Raw genomic sequence first — 18,394 nt, 5'->3', positions numbered from 1 at the left:
ACAAAAGAGGAGCGCCCATGAAAATGAAATTCGCCCTGACCCTCGCCGACGCCAAGCGCGTCGCGGCCGCCGCCGCGGAAGAAGCCCGCCGCAACGATTGGGCCGTGGTGATCGCCATCGTCGACGACGCCGGCCTGCTCGTCTACCTCGAGCGTCTCGACGACGTGCAGCCGGCCTCCTGCGACATCGCACAAGCGAAGGCCCGGGCCGCGGCGCTGTTTCGCCGCCCGACCAAGGCTCTCGAGGAAACTGTGGCCGGCGGCCGCGTGGCGCTCCTCAGCCTGCCGCACATCACCCCGGTCGAAGGCGGGCTGCCGCTCATGCATGAAGGGCAGGTCGTCGGGGCCATCGGCGTCTCCGGCGTGCAATCCTTCGAGGACGGCGCCGTCGCCAAGGCTGGGGCGGAGGCGCTCGGGGCGGAGGGTTGAGAACCCCTAAACCTCCCCGCCCCCGAGCGCGCGCCGGGCTCGGCCCACAGCCTCGGGCGGCAGGGATTTTTCCGCGACGAAGTCCATCAGCAGGGTTTCGTCGCCGGCGAGATGATCGAGGACGGCGAGCTGGAAGCCGCGATCGCCGAGAAGCCCGGCGACATCGCCCGCATCGAGCCCGGTGAGGGCGAGGAAGCGGGCAACCCGATCCTCGTCCCCGGCGAGATAAGCCAAAGCCAGCAGCGCCAATTCGGCGGCCGCCGGGCCTTCGCCCTCGGGGTTGCGGCGACCGGGTGACATGAAACCGGCTTTCATTAAGATTCCCGTGCTAATTTACGGATTCAACGGCCTTCTGCGAAGCCTATCCGAGGCGCGGCCGATCGAGAGTCGCCCCATGAAGAAAACCGTCCTCATCGTAGAGGATAACGAACTCAATATGAAGCTCTTCAACGATCTGTTGGAGGCGAACGGATATGCGACGCTGCGCACCAAGAGCGGCGTCGAGGCGGTGGCGCTCGCCCGCGAGCACCGGCCGGACCTCATCCTCATGGACATTCAGCTTCCCGAGGTCAGCGGCCTCGAAGTGACGCGATGGCTGAAAGACGACGAAGAGTTGCGCGACATCCCGATCATCGCCGTCACCGCCTTCGCCATGAAGGGCGACGAAGAGAAGATCCGTCAGGGCGGCTGCGAAGCCTATCTGTCCAAGCCCATCTCTGTCGCGAAGTTTCTGGAGACCGTGAATTCCTTCCTCGCGGAAAAGGCCTAGGAAGCGCAGATGACCGCCCGCGTCCTCATCGTCGATGATCTCCTGCCCAACGTCAAACTGCTCGAAGTCCGCCTGACGGCTGAATATTTTGACGTCGTCTCCGCCACCAACGGCCCGCAGGCCCTTGAGCTCTGCCGCAGCGGCGCCTGCGATATCGTGCTGCTCGACGTCATGATGCCGGGCATGGACGGTTTCGAGGTCTGCACGCGGCTCAAGGCGGACCCTGCCACAATGCATCTCCCCGTCGTGATGGTGACGGCGCTGGATCAGCCGGCCGACCGCGTCCGCGGCCTGCAATGCGGCGCCGACGACTTCCTCACCAAGCCGGTGGATGAACTCGCGCTGATCGCCCGCGTTCGATCGCTGACGCGCCTGAAGATCATGCTCGACGAATTGCGGGCCCGCGCCAGCACCTCGGCCAATCTCGGTCTCGCCTCGCGCGAGCCCAACGACGGCGCGCGCAGCCGCATCCTGCTCGTCGAAGACCGCGCAAGCTCGGCCGACCGAATCACCGCCACGCTGCGCGACTATCATGACGTGGACATCGAGGCGCAGCCCCAGGAGGCGCTGTTCCGGGCGGCGGAAAACACTTACGAACTCGTCGTCGTCAGCCTGAATCTCGCCGATTTCGATTCTTTGCGTCTATGCAGCCAGTTGCGCTCGCTCGAACGCACCCGAGCGATCCCGATCCTGCTGCTCGCCGAGGCCGAAGACCGGCCGCGCATCCTGCGCGGGCTCGACCTTGGCGTCAACGACTACATCGTGCGGCCCATCGACCGCAACGAACTGCTGGCCCGCGTGCGCACGCAGCTGCGTCGCAAGCGCTACGCCGATTCGCTGCGCGAGAACGTCCAGGCGGCGATTGAGCTCGCGGTGGTCGACGCGTTGACCGGGCTCAACAACAGGCGCTTCCTGGAGACGCATCTCGCGCAGGCTCTCGACAAGGCCGCGCACAAGGGCCGGCCGCTGTCGCTGATGATCCTCGACATCGACCATTTCAAGTCGGTGAACGACACCCATGGCCACGACGCCGGCGACGAGGTGCTCAAGGTCTTCGCCCGGCGCATCAAGCGCGTCCTGCGCGGCGCCGATCTCGTCTGCCGGCTGGGCGGCGAGGAATTCGTGGTCGTCATGCCCGATACGCCGCTGGCCATGGCCGAACGGGTGGCCGAGCGCGTGCGCGCGGCCGTTGAAAGCGAGCCCTTCCCCATCGACCCCAAGGGCAGCCGGACGATTGCAATCACGACCTCGATCGGCCTCGCCGAGCGTGGCGCCGACGCCAACGCCGACGCCCTTCTGCGCCGCTCGGACAAGGCGCTCTACGCCTCGAAAACCGCCGGCAGAAACCGCGTGACGGCGGTCGCAGCGTGACGCCCGCGCGGGCGGATGCATAAAATTTCCAGGCGGGCTTGCAGGGCGCGCCCGGCTGAACTATACAGCGCCCGTCGACGCCGCGCGTCGGCCGAAGCCTCCCCCCAAGAGGCCCGTAACAAAGCTGGGGCCATAGCTCAGTTGGGAGAGCGCTTCAATGGCATTGAAGAGGTCGTCGGTTCGATTCCGTCTGGCTCCACCAATCAAAACAACGGGTTAAGCAACCCGTCTCCTCCCTGAAAACCAATCTATCACACCGCTTGTCACAGCAAGCGAGTGAAGGCTATGGCTACGTTCAGGAAGCGGGGAGATAAGTGGCAGGCTCAGGTCAGGCTCAAAGATCAGGCTCCTATCAGCCGATCATTTGACCGCAAGAGCGATGCTGAGGCATGGGCAAAGCGAACCGAAGTCGCATTGCAATGCCAGCCTAAGCGTGAGACTAGCATAGCCAAGCTCACCCTGTTCGACCTGCTAGACAGATACGAGCGGGAGGTAACGCCCAATAAGCGAGGCCACTCAGCCGAACGATATATGCTGAGGACGCTCAAGTCTCATCGGATAGCGTCGCTCGTAATTGATAAGCTGACCCCTGTTCAGGTCGCCGCCTACAGGGACGACAGGCTTGCGAAAGTGAAGGGTTCCTCGGTCAGGCGTGAGTTGGCCATCCTCCAACATTGCCTGCACATTGCAGCCTCCGAGTGGGGCATTGCGTCCCTTCTGAACAAGAACCCTGTCGCAGGAATCGCCAAGCCCTCATCAGGTAGAGCTAGAGACAGGCGTTTGACGGATGAGGACGCTCGCAAGATTGCCGAGGGTCTACAAGCCACTCGAAACCCTTACGTCAAACACGCCATCACGTTCGCCATCGCTACAGGGATGCGCCGTGGGGAGCTTCTCTCGCTCACTTGGGTCAACGTCGATTTGACGAACCGAGTGGCGTTCCTGCCTATGACCAAGAACGGTGAAGCTAGAGCAGTCCCCTTGTCTTCCCTCGCAATCAGCGTCCTTACTGACCTGCGGGGAATGAGGGTTGAGAGAGATACCCCTGCCCACGTCTTCCCGCTGTCTGCGAACGCCCTCAGGCTTGCGTGGGAACGAATGAAGCGTAGAGCGGGAATAGAAGACCTCCGCTTCCACGATCTAAGGCACGAAGCCATAAGTAGGTTCTTCGAGGTTGGTCTATCAGTTCCAGAGGTAAGGCTGATAAGCGGCCATAAAGATGTAAGGATGTTATTCCGATACACTCACCTTAAGGCCGAGGATGTGGCTAAGAAGCTAAGCCAGATGTAATACTTGCACTAACGCCTACCAAGCAGATCGTCAGTATTGCGTATCTCTGTTCAATCTCACCAAGAAACTAAGAAGGTTACTACAAGTGGCGAACGGGTATCTGACTGTTGAAGAATACGTGAAGGCTTATGAACCTCAGTATGCCGATGAGATTGAGATACAGGCTGCTGACCTTGAGCCGTGGATGCAGGAACGGGAGCGGGAGTTAGACCTGTTGCCTGCTTATAACGATGCAGGGCAGAGGGTTTATCAGAAGGGTTTAGTCGCGTGGGCGTTCAGTAGGTAATGACGTGAGGCTGGCAGGGCGTGGTCTTGATCACTCCTTGCTTACTTCAAGCATTGATAAATAAGGAAATCTATCCATGAAGAAGTTCAAAGCCGCCACAGTAGCAGTAGTGATGTTGGCCTCGTTCCCGGCAATGGCAGAACCTGTGTTCGGCACGTCGGAACCACGCGCTCCTACTCCTTACCGTAGCTCTGGCCTCTATGACGATTGCGAGTCGTGTCAGGCTTCGGAGAAGATGGAACGTCAAAGGTTTGACCGGGAGTATGAGCGGTATTACGACTACCAGACCTACGGGCGTAAAATTCAGGAATAAGGTGTATGGCAGGGCGTGGAGTTCTTCCTACGCCCTTGCTAGCCGTTGTTTGATGTTACCTGCGACTTACTCAAGCGATGGTCGGCAAAACCGCATTGATTGCTGCTTTAATCGGCGCATCATTCCGAGCTAGTAAACGGCTCAATAGGTCAGCCAGCTCCTCACGACTTTTGTATCCCAAAACTTGCGCAGCGATACTGAGCAGCCCTTTGTTGTCGTAAAGCAATAGGACTTTTTCGAGTTCCTTCGACTGGATGGCGGTCGAGAGGCGAGCCTTATAATCGTTCGCTAACGCTGCGGGATCAAGTGACTGGACACTCGCCTGGAACTTTTGGCTCAACTCAGCAATGGTCTTTGCGGCCGGAGCGAGTTTCTTGAGTTCGGCATCCAACTTGCGAACTGCGAAACGAACGGAAGCCTTTTCCAAGTCTTTTGTTGCTTCCTCCATCACGGCAATTGTCAGCTTTGCGAGCAAATCCCCTGCTTCCAAGTCTGAAAAATGTAAGGCTAATGCTAGCTCTTTGAAGACGCTTGGCAAAAGCAGCAGATTTTCAACTTCCGCAACGGGCAGAATGAAGACCCCTCGTCCCTTGAGGTAAGCGATTTGATCCTCGCTACGTCCGTCTGCATCGACAATCCCCTGAGCAGATACCCGGTGCAAACTTGGGTTGGTCCGAAAGGAAGTTACTGCGTGCAATACCGCCTCGCATGGGCCGATTGGCTCGACTGTATAATGCGGGAACACGCTCTGATAGATCGTAGTATCCAAGCTGCCCCGCCTTCCTTCAACGAAAAGGATAGGCTGTCTGCTTCCCACCAACTCTGACAAAACCCGTTCGGGCAGGCCGGTGTCATTAGGCAGACTCTCAATCTGCCAGCGAGGCTCCGCAGAGTAAGCGGTAACGAGGAGCTTTGTTGCGGTAGGTCGGCTGACTAGAAAATCCAAATCGTGCGTAATGTATACAAACGAGCAGTCGTTTCGCTCTGCTTCGATGGCGTCCCACAGACGACCAAGGATTGCTTTGTGAATGTGCAGTTCTGGTTCGTCAACAATGATTATTGAACCGGGCGCGATTAGCAAGCACTGTCCCAGCATATAGAAGATTACCCGCTCTCCATCACTCATTTCTGAGCCAGGGTATTCTGAGGTCGAGTCAGAAGTTGAAGCAGCGTCGGGGACGACTAAGATACCAAGCTCTTGCAGACGGAGCTTGCGATGAGGAAGCAATCTTTCCCAGATGGTTTTCAATCTCCACAATACTGTTTCCGGCGGAGGTTCGTTTGGGCTGGTCCTGCGAGACTCAAGGTGCTGGATTGCGACTCGGCTGGTCTCAGCAAAAAGAGCCTGTAACAGAAATTCGAAATCATTAAGCAGTGCAACAGCGGGCTTATTCTGCCAACGATGGCCTGTCCGATGACCCGCTTCGCCGTCAATGTATCCAAACTGCAACCCCTTCATAGCTCGGTCGAGGCTGATCGCTGAGATTTTGTCAGATAGAACTAACGACCTGTGGGCGGCGATACGCCTAACCTTATCAGCGGGGCAAGCTGCTTCTAAAAACACGCCAAGCCTAGTTTTTCCTGCACCATTTGCTCCGGCCAAGACGATCGAATTACCCGCCTTTAACTCAAGCGGGAACTTGCCGGTGGGATTAGGAATGTCGACTTTTGCAATCACTTCGTTTCCGCTGGGCATGTCAAAGCTTCCCGCAAGTTCCCAATCAGTCGAGACTAAGACGTTCATTTTTTGCTACAAAATGTGAAACCTCAACGCTATTGCCGAAGGCAAATTTTACCCCCCTGCCGCCGGGCCGATCCATCGTATGCGAAGGGGACGGCTCTCCCAATCTGGTTAGGTGGCGAGCGGATACAAGCCAGCGATACCAATGCTTCTTATTTGTAAAAGCGCTCGTCATCAGGGTGCGGTGTGCTGTCCCATATCGACAAGCTTTTCGAGTTTGACTCCTGGCATTTCGTAGGGTTTGCGGCCTTGCGGCAGATGACATACGCCCAAGATACGGCTCTAACCCCAAAGCGATAGCACAGGTCTAGTTCTTGTTGACTGGCAAAGAGGCGACCGCATGTTTCGAGTTTGTAAGCTCTATGCCTGTTTCCCTCCCCACATACTTCCTTTTCGTGGGGAGTTACCGCGTATCGTTCGCAGTCTGTTTGAGCGTTAGCGCAGTCAAGCATTACCAGAAACGTGGAAGCCGCTATTAAAACCTTCAGCGTTTTCATTGCGGACTAACTCTCATTGCTAGTTCAATATGTCCAAGTAGTTTCTCTAACAGATAGTCGGCCTTCAAGGGCTCTAAGCTGGTGCCATCTTCCTGCTCAACGATCTTTGTTTCCCTAGCTATTGTTATTGCTCTTGCTCCTCTGATCAGGTCGTAGAACGTCGCAGGGTCGCTCGGGGAAATTGATTTAGCGGTTGAAAAAACATCCAGGTCAACATCGAGGATGTAATCAAAGGTTCCGATGGCACCTCGCTCCGCCTCGATCCGATTAATTTTTAACGAAAGCTTCCCACTCTCAATCACTGCATCGGCTCGCTCACGTTCACAGTCGCCATCGGGGGGAAACTTTTCAAAGCTTACGAGACGCGGTTCAAAGCTGAGGACAGTTGCTTGAGGGTGCCGCCCGACAGCACTTGTGTATCCCAGCACGACATAAGCATGTTCAAAAATTCCAGCCTTGATTGCCAGATCAATATGCTCATCGTGCTGGAGCATTCCGACCGCCGCACGAGCCGATTGTAGGTTGTCAGGATTAAACTCAGCAACCAACTCTCTTTGCTTTCGCGTCGCTTCCGTCTCGTCAACGGGGGAGCCAAAACTACGGGAGGCGCTCTGATGCGAGTGACGGAGAAACGCCGCTTGTAAATCTGTGTGATGGTCCAACGTGATCAGAACTCGTCCACTCAGGCCGTTTAAGCGACACGCGACCCAAGCCTCAATCACTTCTTGATGCTTCTCTACGATAAAAACCGGCTTACCTCCGTAAGATACTTTTTGCACGAGCTTGGCCCTTACCCAGTTTGACTTTCCTGCTGTTTGTAGGGGCAACGAGGCGCTCAAGTCACCATCTGTCCTCTGCCGTCTACTATGACTCTTGACCATTGGAGTCGAAGCGTCTACTAATTCATTATGAACCCACGGTAGACGCTTTTAGGACTCTGAGTAGACACATACCAAGGGTGAACCCAGAGTGGACACAGAGAGACAGGACGATGACGGTTATCGGCTATGCGAGGGTCAGCACCAATGACCAGAAGACGGACACTCAGGTTGACCGATTGAAAGCGGCAGGGTGCGAGGTCATTCGGCAAGAGAAAGTCTCAGGGCGATCCAGAGAGGGTCGCAGCGAGCTTGAGACAATCTTGGACTTCGTTAGGCCGGGCGACCAGTTGGTTGTGGTCAAGCTGGATAGGTTGGGGAGGTCTACGAGAGACGTTCTCAATCTGGTTCACGAACTAGAACAGAAAGGCGCAAGCCTGAGGGTGCTAGAGCCTGAGGTGAATACGGCTGGCCCGATGGGGCGCATGGTCCTCACGGTCCTCGGCATGGTGGCCGAAATGGAACTCGGATTTATCAAGGAACGCCAGAGGGCCGGGATCGAGAAGGCGAAGGCCGAAGGCGTCTACAAGGGACGACCGGCAAAACTTGACCACGCCCTGATCCGAAAGCTCAAAGCTGAGGGTGTTGGTGCGACTGAGATTGCAAAGCAGGTCGGTTGTGGAAGGGCTATGGTTTATAAGGTGCTGAACGCTACCGTTTGTATAAGTGCAGCCAGACATGATTAGTAACGTCCCAGATCACCACGAATTAAGGTCGCTGGCCGTGCGAGCCTATTTCGTGGCCTGGAAGGAAGCTTCCTCACTTTTTGAATCGATTGAGCATACTGGTGTCATAAGGTTCGAGGTAAGAGACGAGAAACTTGTCCCTGTCGCTGGTCCAGACAACGAACCTACCCTCCAAGAAAGTAGGGAAAACCTCTCGAAATATGAAAAAATTATGCAGCCAAGGTTGCAACTAATTTACTCGCTAATTCAGCACAGCCAGGAGTTGGCGCTCAAGAGCTATATCTGTGAGGAAAGCCCGTTTCTTCTACTTCTTGGTTCGGACGTAAAGACCTGGACGCGAGAGAATGTCGATTTTATGGATTGCAAAACTATCGACGCGAGCGATCTGGTGAAGGTAGTCACTGCGATCGGCAATAGAGCTGGCCCCGGTTATCTGGACAGCTCCCCGCGGATTTTGAGTGGATCTCTGCCGGGGTTTGCTGAACGCGGGGCGTTTCGATTTTGCCGCGGCGTCGGGAGGGCGTAGCCCGACCAGAGCTGCGGCAAAATCGACGGCGACGGTCATGCGGCCATCGCCGTTTCCTTAATGTCGAAGTAGGCCTCGTCGGGCGTGCGCCCGTCAAGGCTCGAATGCGGGCGCCGCTCGTTGTAAAAGGCCAGATACCGGCCGATCGAGGCGCGAGCTTCCGACACGCTGTCGTAGGCGCGCAAATAGACCTCCTCGTATTTCACACTGCGCCACAGCCGCTCGACAAAGACATTGTCTCGCCAAGCGCCTTTCCCGTCCATGCTGATCAAGACCTTCGCATTGATAAGCACCCCGGTGAAGTCAAGACTGGTGAACTGGCTGCCCTGATCCGTGTTGAAAATCTCCGGCTTGTCGTGTTTCGCCAGCGCTTCTTTCAAGGCTTCGACGCAGATCTCCGCTTCCATCGCGATCGACACGCGATGCGAAAGAACGCGCCGCGTGAAGACGTCGACGACCGCCACGAGATAGACGAAGCCGCGCCGCATCGGGATGTAGCTGATATCCGTCGCCCAGACCTGGTTTGGTCGCTCGATCTTCACCCCGCGCAGCAGATACGGATAAACCTTGTGTCCCGGCGCGGGCTTGCTCGTGTTCGGCCGACGATAGATCGCCTCGATCCCCATCCGCTTCATCAGCGTCGTGACATGCCGGCGGCCCACGGCGACGCCCTCGCGCCGCAACAGATCGCGCAGCATCCGCGCGCCCGCAAAGGGATGTTCGAGATGCAACTCGTCAATGCGGCGCATCAGCTTCAGATCCTCGGCCGAAACCGGCCGCGGCTTGTAGTAGACGGAGCTGCGGGCAACCCCCAGCGCCTTCGTCTGCCTGGCGATTGGAAGATCATGATCGCGGTCGATCATCTTTTTGCGCTCAGCAATCCCGCTTTTGTGAGCGCGCCGGACAAAAAATCGTTCTCCAGCGTCAGTTCGCCGATCTTCGCGTGAAGCCCCTTCAAGTCAACGGCGGCTTCCTTTGGCTCCGTCTTCTCCTTCTCCTGCCCGAAAACGCCGGCCGCGCCTTCAAGCAACTGACTTTTCCACGTCGTGATCTGGTTCGGGTGGACGTCGAATTGCTGCGCCAGTTCGGCCAGCGTCTTCTCGCCCTTGATCGCGGCCAAAGCCACTTTTGCCTTTAGGGCCGGAGAATGCGTCCGGCGGCTCCGTTTCGTCATCGAATGCTCCTGATTCGCAGCAAGAATCCTCGCCGCTGTCAGGCAGAAAATCCACTCAAGCTACTGTCCGAATTTCCGGGGCCAGCTCTAATTTAAAAATTAGCGATGATTTCAAAAGAAAGATTGAAGACGTTCGCCGAGGACGCAATACGATACAGCACCTCGGCAAACACCACGATATAGAACTTTTGGAACCAATCCGCATTCTAACGAGGCAATATGTCGAGCTTTTTCCCGGTCGAAACTGGCTGCGAGACCTAGATGGGATAGAAGATGATGGATTGGCTAATATATTTCATTTTAGCGAGGGGACACGTTCGCTGGTTCTGCATGAGCTTTCGATGCTCCATCGCCTGACGAATAAACGCCTAGCAAAACGGGTTCTTGGCATGGAGCCGTCGTCAACTATCTATGAATGCCTTGAATGTATTTCCGCGTCTGACCACGATCATCAGGGGACTAGCGTAGCATCCATTGAGCGAAAGAAAGGGACGCTAAGCGGACACTGCCATCTGTGCCAGACCACGTTCAAGATGCATCGCCAAAAGTGCATGAGTTGCGGCTGCGATGTGGTTTTCGCGACCGGAGAGCATGAAGGTCATTGTTGTGGGTGCGGAGAACTGCATTCCAAGCGTTAGATTTGCTCGCTTCCTGGTAGCTGAAATGATTAGCAAGCGGACTAAAGCCGCTAAAGCGAGAGGCGTGAAGCTTGGCGGGGATGGAGGCAAACTTAACAGCAAGCACCGCTCGAAAGGCACAGCCGCTAGCATCGTGGCGAGGAACGCCAAGGCTGATAATCGGGCCAGAGACCTAGCGCCTATCCTGTGGGAGCTTGCGGGATTGAGCTATTGCCAAGACGCTCGCAGCGGTCAGCAACGACCGATAGCGAGAGGTAATGAGGCTCAATGGCCGAGGCGCTACCATGTTACACACCAGGTAATAGGGACGCTTTCCCGCCTGTAAGCATCCGGTCAGGCATCGGTTGACGTGACCAGGCCAAGACCCACCTCTTGAGCGCCCCTGGATCGACCTGCGAGACTCGCCAACACGCCCCTTCCGCTCGCCCGCTACCCCACTAGCGGAAATCCATCTCGTTTAGGGAAGACCCATTTCTGTCCGTTTAAACGGCGTTGCACATCCCCCTAACGCTGCGAGGGCTTTCGACGCCTGCTCAACGGCACCGGATGCCGACAAACAGGATACCTCGACTCGAACTTCCAAGAGTTTGGGTAGGGGCTATCAGGTCGTTCGCCCTCGCCAGCACGCGATGTTGCACACACCCCTGACTGATGTTCGCAAGACACCCCCCGAACCGCTCAGAGACCTCTGACGGAGCCATTCAAGTGTGTTTAGCAAAGAGCAATCAGGATCAAGCCCCTCGCTAGGGGGCTACTCATGAGTGTGCGGAAAAAGCACCCAAAGAAATTTCCGCATCACTCTCTAAAACCCTTGTTTTACAAGGCTTCTAGCTCGTCTCCCTTAAAGAGAGAGGAGGTTAGAAGAGGCGTGAGACAACCACCTTAAAATCCCTAAACAGGAACACTCCCTAACATGACAACTATCACTGTCCTCGACTCCATCATGGGGTCGGGTAAGACCACCTATGTCATCAACATGATTAACACTCAGCATACTAAGGATTTGGCTCAGTCTTTCGCTAACGCAGACCACGAACCAACTAGGTTTCTGGTGGTGGTTCCCCTACTAAGTGAGGTTGATAGGTTCACTCACTCATGCCCTGACTTAAGATTTAAAGACCCTCAGCCTGTTCACTCAAGAAAGCTCTATCACCTTGAACGCCTGATTGATGACGGTGAGAACGTCGTCACGACTCATGCTCTTTTCAGGATGCTTGACCGAACCATATACGGGAAGCTCAAGAGTAAAGGCTATAAGCTCATAGTCGATGAGGCTCTTGAGTGCGTGGAAATGTTTGACAAGCTATCAGAAAAGGACCGCAAACTCCTATTCGACAATAACATGGTCTACGTCGATAAGGATACGAGACGCCTTCGCTGGAACTATGAAACTCACCCTGATTACTCAGGTAGGTTCACCGACTTCAAGCATCTGTGTGACATTGGAAGCTTGGTCTTCATCAAGGATAAAATCCTCCTATGGGAGTTTCCGTCTGAGTTCCTTACCTGCTTCAACGAGGTGCTTGTCTGCACCTACTTATTCAAGGGGTCTCCATTCTATGCTTACCTGCAAGCAGAAGGGTTCGACATTCACATGAATACTATCATGGATGGGTCTCTGTGTGAGTGGGATGAGGGCAGAGGCGATGAGAAAATAAGGTCTCAGCTAAGGTCTCTGATAACCATCTACGAGGGTCCAATGAACCGCAGAGGGGATGCTAATGGACTAAGCAATCCCTTATCATCGACGTGGTTCGGTAAGGCCTCTCCTGAGGAGCTAAAGGGACTAAGGTCGTCTACTGAGACTTTCTTCGCTAGGGTCGCTAAGTCTCCTTCTAAGGTGAATGGTTGGACCACCTTTGCAAAGGTCAAAGCTAAGCTCGCGGGTAAGGGCTACACAAGGGGCTGGATACCTAACAATGCCAAGGGAACCAACGACTATGTCGATAAGCAAGCTATGGCCTACTTGTGCAACTGGTTCTATCATCCGGTCATCAAGGGCTATTTCCATGAGCGAGGTATAACGGTTGATGAGGACATGTATGCGCTGTCAGCTATGATCCAGTGGATTTGGAGAAGCCGTATACGGCGGGGCGAACCGATCCATGTCTTCATTCCTTCGGAGCGAATGAGAGGGCTTCTTCGTGAATGGCTAAACCCAGTTGTCTATCATAGCAACTCGTTCAAGCGGGCTGCATGACCTCTGCAATGACTGAGTGACGCAAAGAAAGATCACTCCCACCTTTCAGTGACCAACGAAGCTCGACGCAATAGCAGAGCAACAACGGGAGCGGCGGATTGACTGCCTCTCCCTCATGCCTTCTTATGTCCCATTGCTGAGGTATTTTTTTCGAGGGCATTATGGGGCTGCGTGATTTGACACGGCAAGCGGTAGAAGCGGCGATCACGGAGTTCGACTCCTTAGGGCGCTCAACGTTCCTCAAACGCTATGGGTTCGGAGAGGCGAAGACTTTCTACATCAAGTGGAACGACAACCTTTACGACAGCAAAGCAATTGCAGGGGCGGCACATGGAAAACTTCCAGGCCAACTACCGCTCCGTTCGGATGAGTTCTCGGGCGGCGAGAATACTGTGAAGCGAGCATTGGAGAACTTAGGGTTCATCGTGGTTGACGAACGTAGTGCCTCGGCCCGCAACCCTACATGGGCCAGAGACGAGCTTATCCTGGCCCTCGACCTCTATGTGCAGTTCAAAGGCAACCCGCCAGGAAAGGGCAGCTCAGAGATTGTCGAGCTTTCCACCTTACTCAACAAGATGGGGTCACAGTTTGCGGGTGTCACCAGAGAGTTTCGCAACGCCAACGGCGTCTACATGAAGATAATGAACTTCCGCCGCTTCGACCCCGCGTATTCGGCGCAGGGTAAGGTCGGCCTCCAAAGAGGCGGGAAGGACGAAGAGTTTGTATGGAACCAATTCGCCCAACATCCGGTAGAGCTTCATGCAGCGGCAAAAGCAATCCGCTCACACATCGGGGGTGGCTCAGCCCCGTCGATCGACGAAGAGAGCGACATTGCAGAAGCCCCAGAAGGGCGACTTCTAACCCGACAGCATCAGATCAGGGAACGAAGCCGGGCGATCATCGAGGCTAAGAAGCGAAAAGTCTTACAGTTGAGAGGCAAGTTAACCTGCGAAGCCTGCGGGTTCGACTTCGAGGAGCATTATGGGGAACGAGGGAGAGGCTTTATCGAGGTGCATCATGTCAAGCCAGTTCACACGTTGACAACTGGAAGCAAGACCAACCTGGAAGACCTCTCCCTGCTCTGCTCGAACTGCCACAGGATGATCCACGTAAGGTCACCTTGGCTGACGGTCGCTCAGATTGCTGGGATGTATAAGCGGCAATGACCAAGGAGGAAGTTAGGGAGTTAGGGAGGGGGTAAAAAGAAGCCGACCTCCCCCTGTGTAAGGAAGGCCGGCGAGTGCGGGAGGAAAGTATGTCAGGAGGATTTCGCGGGGGTTTAACCATGTCCTACGTAGTTTCCGCGAGTTGACAATTCGTCGCAGACGGCTGTGGGGCTGACTGACGAAGGCGGAGGTTTGGAGGCTCAGAGAGAGCCATGGAAGGCTGTAGAGGCGTCTAAGAGTGTTGGTGGTCGCAAGAGCCGTCCTGCCGGTAAGGCCAATGAGTGGCCTTGCCAGCCCTAGAAATATACGTGGCAAGCTCTGTCTAGACCTCGCCTATAGCAGGCTTTCTGTCACACCGCTTGTCACACTGAAAGGCCGAAAACGCCTCTTGAACCTCCCCCTGCCCTGCCTGTAGGTTCAGAGGGTCAACGGATCAAGCAGTGTGTAAAAGGCTGGAATTGCAGGGAAATAGGTAGGCGTTGGGAGGTAGTTCAAACAGGATGCAAACGACACTCTTAAGCCTTGCGCTTCAATGGCATTGAAGAGGTCGTCGGTTCGATTCCGTCTGGCTCCACCAATCAAAACAATAAATTAGCTGTGCGCTCGCCACATCGTGGCGTTCGGCGAAGCTGCGCTGTTCCCCTCTCACGCATCGAGGGCCGCCACTTCGCTGTTGGCGAATTCGAGCAAAACAGGCTCACTCGCACGCCACCGGCCCGATCGCGCGGCCATTCTCCGGCGCGTAAGTGAAACTTGCCCGGCACTCCTTAGCGTCGAGCGAAACGACGACCTCATTTTCCGCCTGCGGCTCCGGCACATAGAGACGCCCGTCATAGCCGACGACGGCGGCGTCGCCTGCGCCGCTGAGGACGGCGCGCGAGCCGGGCGGGAGGAAGGCGCCGCTGGCGTCTTTCATGATCACCGTGACGCCGGCCTGACGCCGCTTGCCGACGAAATCCACCGCCACGCCGGCATTGCGCGCGGGCCGCACGAGGCGTTCTGTCTGCGCGATCGAACGATCGAGCGGCAGGGTCTCGACGTTGAGCGACAGACGATTCATTTCATAAGCGCGTAAGTTGGGCGCGACGATAGTTCCAAACATGTTCGTGCGCCCGATTGGGCGATTTTCCGCAAGAACCTCCACGCCCGGCGCGCCGGCGTTGACCATGGCGAAAGAGTCGCTGATCGGATTGCCAAGACCAACGCCCGCGTTCCGGATCGCCGCCACCGACCCTTCCGCAGCTGCGTAGCCGCCCAAGTTTCGGCCCATTTGCGAGGCCCCGAGGTCGATGCGGCCGTATTCGTGCCGATAGCCGACGGACGCTTCGCGATAGGCGGCCTGGCCGGTCAAGCCAGTGTTGCGCACCCGCCAGCCCCAAGAGCCCGGCTCCTGCCCGACCATGCGCCCCACGTCCGCCGTCACCGACGACGCCGTGTTTTGTGGCGAGAAGGACGTCGACATCACGGTTTCGCCGCCGAGCGGGATGGACAGGCCGGCGAAAACGCCGCGCTGGTCGGCGTTGGCGAAATCATAGGTGGCCGCGAGATAGGCGGTTACGTCGTCGAAGAAGGTGCGGGTGAGGCCGAGCGTGAGCATGCGCGAATTGTTCACTCCTCCGCTCCGCGTCACATTGGCGAAGGTAAGATTGACGGCGGTTTTCTCATCAAAGGGCGCGGGGAAGCTGAAGGAGACGCGATCGAGCGCCCGCGACGGACGCAAGCCGTCGTAATAAGTCCGGTAGAAAGCGGCGGCGGCGCCTGGGATCCACGGAGAACTGTAGAGTGCGGACGCGAGCGGCTGATTGTAGGCGTTGGTGGTCGGCGCGGTCACGGTGGCGAGATCGTTGAACAACCCGAACGCGCGCTGCGACGACGCCGACACCGACACGCCGAAGAGACGCGTCTCCAGGCTCGCATAGACGAGGCCGCCGACCTCGCCGCGCCAATAGCTTCCGCCCCCCGCCAACGTCGCCACGGCGCGATCGAGAATGCGGAAGCTCGCGCCCGCGCTCGCATTGGCGAAGCGAGAAGAAGAAGTCTCGCCATGGGCCTGGAGAGTCAGCCAGTCCGTCAGCCCGCCGCGCATCGAGCCGGAGGCGACCGCGACGTGCGCATATTGGTTCGACTGGATCGCGTAATACTGGCGCGGCAGGCCGGCCTCGAACGACCAGTCGAAAGCCCCCTGCTTCAATATTTTGCTGCTGACCATGAACGGCGTTGAGGTCTCGATCACCCGGCCCGTCGCGTCGCGCGTCAGAACGCGCGTCGTGCCGTCGCCCGCGACCGGAATGGCGTCGATGCGATAAGGCCCCGCGTCGACAGGCTGCGAAATTGTCAGATTGTTGTTGACGTAGACGTCGACGGTGGATGGCACCGCCGCCGAGCCCGAGACCGAGGGAAGCGCCGCCGTGACGAGGTCGGGGCGCAAGCCGAAGTTGCGCTGGATCTGCACGCCGGCGAGCCGGATCGACCGCGACCAGGCCGGCCCCGGGGCGATCGTGTCGCCGACCACGTAGTTCATCAGGCGGCTGTCGTCGGCGTAAGTGTAATTGGTGTCGAGGCGCACCTGAGTGAAACGGTTGGCGACCGTGGAGCCGACGATCGCGCCGGATTTCACCACGCCGTAATCCGAGAAAACGCGCGCGTCAAAGTTCGCCGACGCGCCCTGATAGTCGAAACCGCCACGGGGATCGCGCATCACCGAGCTGCGCAGGTGATAATTGAGGAGACCGCCGAAGGAGGACTCGAGCGGCGACTCCTGTGTTTTGTCGCTCCCCGGCGTCGCCTTGTAAACGCGCTCGGCCATCGCCTGGGGCGCGAGCGTCAGGCGGATTTGTTGCTTCGCGACGTCATATTCGTAAGAGAGGCCAGGGATGGCGTCGAGCGCGACCTCCTCTTCCTCCGAGCCGCCTTCCTTGGGCGTCCGCACGCCGATCTCCGAGAGTTCGGACGACGGCGACGCGAGGCGGCCATCCGCGCGCTCGCTGAATTTGGCGATAAGATTGCGGGGATGGCCGTTGACGAAAACCTCGAGTTGCAGCGACCGCGCGGCGTCGCGCGCCTCTTGAGCGGCGAGGGCGTGAGGGACGAGCGCCGCAAGCCCCCCGATCAAGCGCAGGATCGCAACGACGCGGATGCACGCGTCAGCGTTCCGCCGTCGCCTCGCCATCGATCGGTCCCTGGTCGCTCACAGCGCTCAAGGCGACCGTGTCGCCGGCAAGCCCCTTCGCGGGCTGCGACGTCCATTGGGCCTCCGAGTGCGCAAGCGCGTAGCCGATCAGGCCATTGCCAAACGAAACCACGGCGCCGGAGCGGTCTTTCAGCTTGAGACCCGATATGCGCACGTGGCGCCCGCCGTCGTTGCGCAGCGTCACGACGATGCGGCCATTGGCTTTACGAAAGCGCCAAGTGAGCTTGGGCGGCTCTGCGTCGGGGGCGTAGAAAAAGACGGGGATTGAATAGCGCAATTGGAGATTGACGGATTTCGACCCCGCGGCGGCGGCGGACGGCAGTTCGTCGACGATCAGACGGTAGCTCTCCTCCTCGACGACGGGAGACTGGTCGGCGCGCACGATCCGCACCGTGTAGCTCTGATTTCCGGAAAGTTCGGCCAGCGGCGGACTGGCGACGACGGCTTCGGTCGGCTGGTAATCGTCCTCGCCTTCGACCTGGCGCCAGCGGACTACGCGCAATTGCGCCGTCAACGGGCGGTCGCCGCCGTTTTTCAACGTGACAGTGGTCGTCGCGCCCGGCGGCGGAATTTCGAGCGTCACCGGCGCCACCTGAAGGTTGGCGGCAAGGACCGGAGCCGCGGCGAAAGCAAGGAAAAGACTCGAGAGAGCGCCAGTGGCGTAGTTCATGTGTCGTCCGCTGCCCGTGCCGGTCAGCGTGTCCGTGCCAATCGTATTGCCCCACACCTGGGTGCGGGCCGGGTCGCGATACATCGTGTAATCGATGGTCGGCGCGCCGGCGCCCGTGCCGTTCCTCATCTTGCGGATGGCGACAGTCCCGCCGCCGCTTCCCACATCGAGACCGACGTTATACGGCGTGCCGGACGTGCACTGGACGTTGAACACCTGCGCCGCGTCAACGTTGCTGCTCAAATTGCCCGACACGGGGAAGGCCAAGGAGGGGTTGGGCGTCGTGATGGCGCATGTCGACTGGATCGTCATCGACACGCTCAATGTGGCGGTGCTGGTCGCCGCCCCGGCGACGTCGACGCTCCCGGCCACGATCCCGGCCGCAAGAACCAAACGAAAAAAGCTCTTCATCTTCAACTCCTGTGTCCGACGCCGTCATAGCGTCGGTCAGGAATAGTCAAGTTCAAGTATTAAAATGTTGTTAACCAAGAAATAAGTTGTGTCGCCCAGTTTATACAACTCAGCTTGCGCAGAGCTTGACATCCGCTCCAAGATCAACGTGGCCGACGTC

At 57.5% G+C, this 18,394-nt stretch carries 15 protein-coding genes and 1 tRNA gene; 9 read left to right on the top strand and 7 right to left on the bottom strand.

All coding sequences use genetic code 11. The features are described from left to right. Positions 1–17 precede the first annotated feature (17 nt). Positions 18–428, top strand: coding sequence for a heme-binding protein (locus RVU70_RS13940; protein WP_363347273.1), 411 nt, complete (start codon positions 18–20; stop codon positions 426–428). Between the two features lie 6 nt (positions 429–434). Here the strand turns inward: RVU70_RS13940 and RVU70_RS13935 are convergent, their stop codons facing one another. Beyond that, positions 435–728: a DUF3572 family protein gene (locus RVU70_RS13935; RefSeq protein ID WP_363347271.1), complete on the bottom strand. Its 294-nt coding sequence runs from the start codon at positions 726–728 to the stop codon at positions 435–437. Positions 729–822: 94 nt separating this feature from the next. Between RVU70_RS13935 and RVU70_RS13930 the strand changes: the two genes are divergently transcribed. From RVU70_RS13930 to RVU70_RS13910, 5 genes are all read left to right on the top strand, one after another. After that, positions 823–1,197 carry a response regulator gene (locus RVU70_RS13930; RefSeq protein WP_363347269.1) on the top strand — a complete coding sequence of 125 codons (375 nt, stop codon included), beginning with the start codon at positions 823–825 and terminating at the stop codon, positions 1,195–1,197. Between the two features lie 9 nt (positions 1,198–1,206). After that, positions 1,207–2,568 carry a PleD family two-component system response regulator gene (locus RVU70_RS13925; RefSeq protein ID WP_363347267.1) on the top strand — a complete coding sequence of 454 codons (1,362 nt, stop codon included), beginning with the start codon at positions 1,207–1,209 and terminating at the stop codon, positions 2,566–2,568. 126 nt (positions 2,569–2,694) lie between these two features. Continuing rightward, positions 2,695–2,770, top strand: a tRNA-Ala gene (locus RVU70_RS13920). 83 nt (positions 2,771–2,853) lie between these two features. After that, complete coding sequence (locus RVU70_RS13915) at positions 2,854–3,858, top strand: site-specific integrase (RefSeq protein WP_363347265.1); 1,005 nt, start codon at positions 2,854–2,856, stop codon at positions 3,856–3,858. 362 nt (positions 3,859–4,220) lie between these two features. After that, positions 4,221–4,457: a hypothetical protein gene (locus tag RVU70_RS13910; protein ID WP_363347263.1), complete on the top strand. Its 237-nt coding sequence runs from the start codon at positions 4,221–4,223 to the stop codon at positions 4,455–4,457. 70 nt (positions 4,458–4,527) lie between these two features. Here the strand turns inward: RVU70_RS13910 and RVU70_RS13905 are convergent, their stop codons facing one another. Both RVU70_RS13905 and RVU70_RS13900 read right to left on the bottom strand, forming a co-directional pair. Next, entirely contained in the window at positions 4,528–6,201 is a 1,674-nt protein-coding gene (locus RVU70_RS13905; protein WP_363347261.1) for a DUF4435 domain-containing protein, read from the bottom strand. A gap of 490 nt (positions 6,202–6,691) precedes the next feature. Further along, complete coding sequence (locus tag RVU70_RS13900) at positions 6,692–7,534, bottom strand: UPF0489 family protein (RefSeq protein WP_363347259.1); 843 nt, start codon at positions 7,532–7,534, stop codon at positions 6,692–6,694. 152 nt (positions 7,535–7,686) lie between these two features. On the opposite strand from RVU70_RS13900, the gene RVU70_RS13895 reads away from it, so the two are divergent. After that, a complete protein-coding gene (locus RVU70_RS13895; RefSeq protein WP_363347257.1) occupies positions 7,687–8,259 on the top strand; it encodes a recombinase family protein in 573 nt (190 codons plus the stop codon). Between the two features lie 304 nt (positions 8,260–8,563). On the opposite strand, the gene RVU70_RS13890 is transcribed toward RVU70_RS13895, so the two are convergent. Further along, positions 8,564–8,824: a hypothetical protein gene (locus tag RVU70_RS13890; protein WP_363347255.1), complete on the bottom strand. Its 261-nt coding sequence runs from the start codon at positions 8,822–8,824 to the stop codon at positions 8,564–8,566. Continuing rightward, a protein-coding gene (locus tag RVU70_RS13885; protein ID WP_363347253.1) for an IS3 family transposase occupies positions 8,821–9,959 on the bottom strand; the annotation gives its coding sequence in 2 pieces (ribosomal slippage) (positions 8,821–9,698 and positions 9,698–9,959; 1,140 coding nt in all). Before RVU70_RS13885 ends, RVU70_RS13890 begins: the two co-directional genes overlap by 4 nt. A gap of 1,551 nt (positions 9,960–11,510) precedes the next feature. Here RVU70_RS13885 and RVU70_RS13880 point away from each other — a divergent pair. Next, positions 11,511–12,797 carry a DEAD/DEAH box helicase family protein gene (locus tag RVU70_RS13880; RefSeq protein ID WP_363347251.1) on the top strand — a complete coding sequence of 429 codons (1,287 nt, stop codon included), beginning with the start codon at positions 11,511–11,513 and terminating at the stop codon, positions 12,795–12,797. A 161-nt stretch (positions 12,798–12,958) separates the two neighbouring features. Then, positions 12,959–13,963, top strand: coding sequence for an HNH endonuclease (locus RVU70_RS13875; protein ID WP_363347249.1), 1,005 nt, complete (start codon positions 12,959–12,961; stop codon positions 13,961–13,963). Positions 13,964–14,660: 697 nt separating this feature from the next. On the opposite strand, the gene RVU70_RS13870 is transcribed toward RVU70_RS13875, so the two are convergent. Together RVU70_RS13870 and RVU70_RS13865 are read right to left on the bottom strand one after the other, a co-directional pair. Then, positions 14,661–17,132 carry a fimbria/pilus outer membrane usher protein gene (locus RVU70_RS13870; protein WP_363347247.1) on the bottom strand — a complete coding sequence of 824 codons (2,472 nt, stop codon included), beginning with the start codon at positions 17,130–17,132 and terminating at the stop codon, positions 14,661–14,663. Further along, complete coding sequence (locus RVU70_RS13865; protein ID WP_363347245.1) at positions 17,107–18,234, bottom strand: spore coat protein U domain-containing protein; 1,128 nt, start codon at positions 18,232–18,234, stop codon at positions 17,107–17,109. The genes RVU70_RS13870 and RVU70_RS13865 overlap by 26 nt, the downstream gene beginning before the upstream one ends. Positions 18,235–18,394: the final 160 nt, after the last annotated feature.

It is taken from the genome of Methylocystis echinoides, assembly GCF_040687965.1.
GTDB lineage: Bacteria > Pseudomonadota > Alphaproteobacteria > Rhizobiales > Beijerinckiaceae > Methylocystis > Methylocystis echinoides_A.
The sequence above is the reverse complement of the archived record's forward strand: the minus strand, read 5'-3'. Positions and strand labels throughout refer to the sequence as shown.

What these genes read in the sequence shown, in the direction of transcription:
- RVU70_RS13910 (WP_363347263.1), top strand. Translation starts at nt 4,221, where the DNA reads ATGAAGAAGTTCAAAGCCGCCACAGTAGCAGTAGTGATGTTGGCCTCG.
- RVU70_RS13925 (WP_363347267.1), top strand. Translation starts at nt 1,207, where the DNA reads ATGACCGCCCGCGTCCTCATCGTCGATGATCTCCTGCCCAACGTCAAA.
- RVU70_RS13915 (WP_363347265.1), top strand. Translation starts at nt 2,854, where the DNA reads ATGGCTACGTTCAGGAAGCGGGGAGATAAGTGGCAGGCTCAGGTCAGG.
- RVU70_RS13935 (WP_363347271.1), bottom strand. Translation starts at nt 728, where the DNA reads ATGTCACCCGGTCGCCGCAACCCCGAGGGCGAAGGCCCGGCGGCCGCC.
- RVU70_RS13880 (WP_363347251.1), top strand. Translation starts at nt 11,511, where the DNA reads ATGACAACTATCACTGTCCTCGACTCCATCATGGGGTCGGGTAAGACC.
- RVU70_RS13940 (WP_363347273.1), top strand. Translation starts at nt 18, where the DNA reads ATGAAAATGAAATTCGCCCTGACCCTCGCCGACGCCAAGCGCGTCGCG.
- RVU70_RS13930 (WP_363347269.1), top strand. Translation starts at nt 823, where the DNA reads ATGAAGAAAACCGTCCTCATCGTAGAGGATAACGAACTCAATATGAAG.
- RVU70_RS13870 (WP_363347247.1), bottom strand. Translation starts at nt 17,132, where the DNA reads ATGGCGAGGCGACGGCGGAACGCTGACGCGTGCATCCGCGTCGTTGCG.
- RVU70_RS13895 (WP_363347257.1), top strand. Translation starts at nt 7,687, where the DNA reads ATGACGGTTATCGGCTATGCGAGGGTCAGCACCAATGACCAGAAGACG.
- RVU70_RS13890 (WP_363347255.1), bottom strand. Translation starts at nt 8,824, where the DNA reads ATGACCGTCGCCGTCGATTTTGCCGCAGCTCTGGTCGGGCTACGCCCT.
- RVU70_RS13865 (WP_363347245.1), bottom strand. Translation starts at nt 18,234, where the DNA reads ATGAAGAGCTTTTTTCGTTTGGTTCTTGCGGCCGGGATCGTGGCCGGG.
- RVU70_RS13875 (WP_363347249.1), top strand. Translation starts at nt 12,959, where the DNA reads ATGGGGCTGCGTGATTTGACACGGCAAGCGGTAGAAGCGGCGATCACG.
- RVU70_RS13905 (WP_363347261.1), bottom strand. Translation starts at nt 6,201, where the DNA reads ATGAACGTCTTAGTCTCGACTGATTGGGAACTTGCGGGAAGCTTTGAC.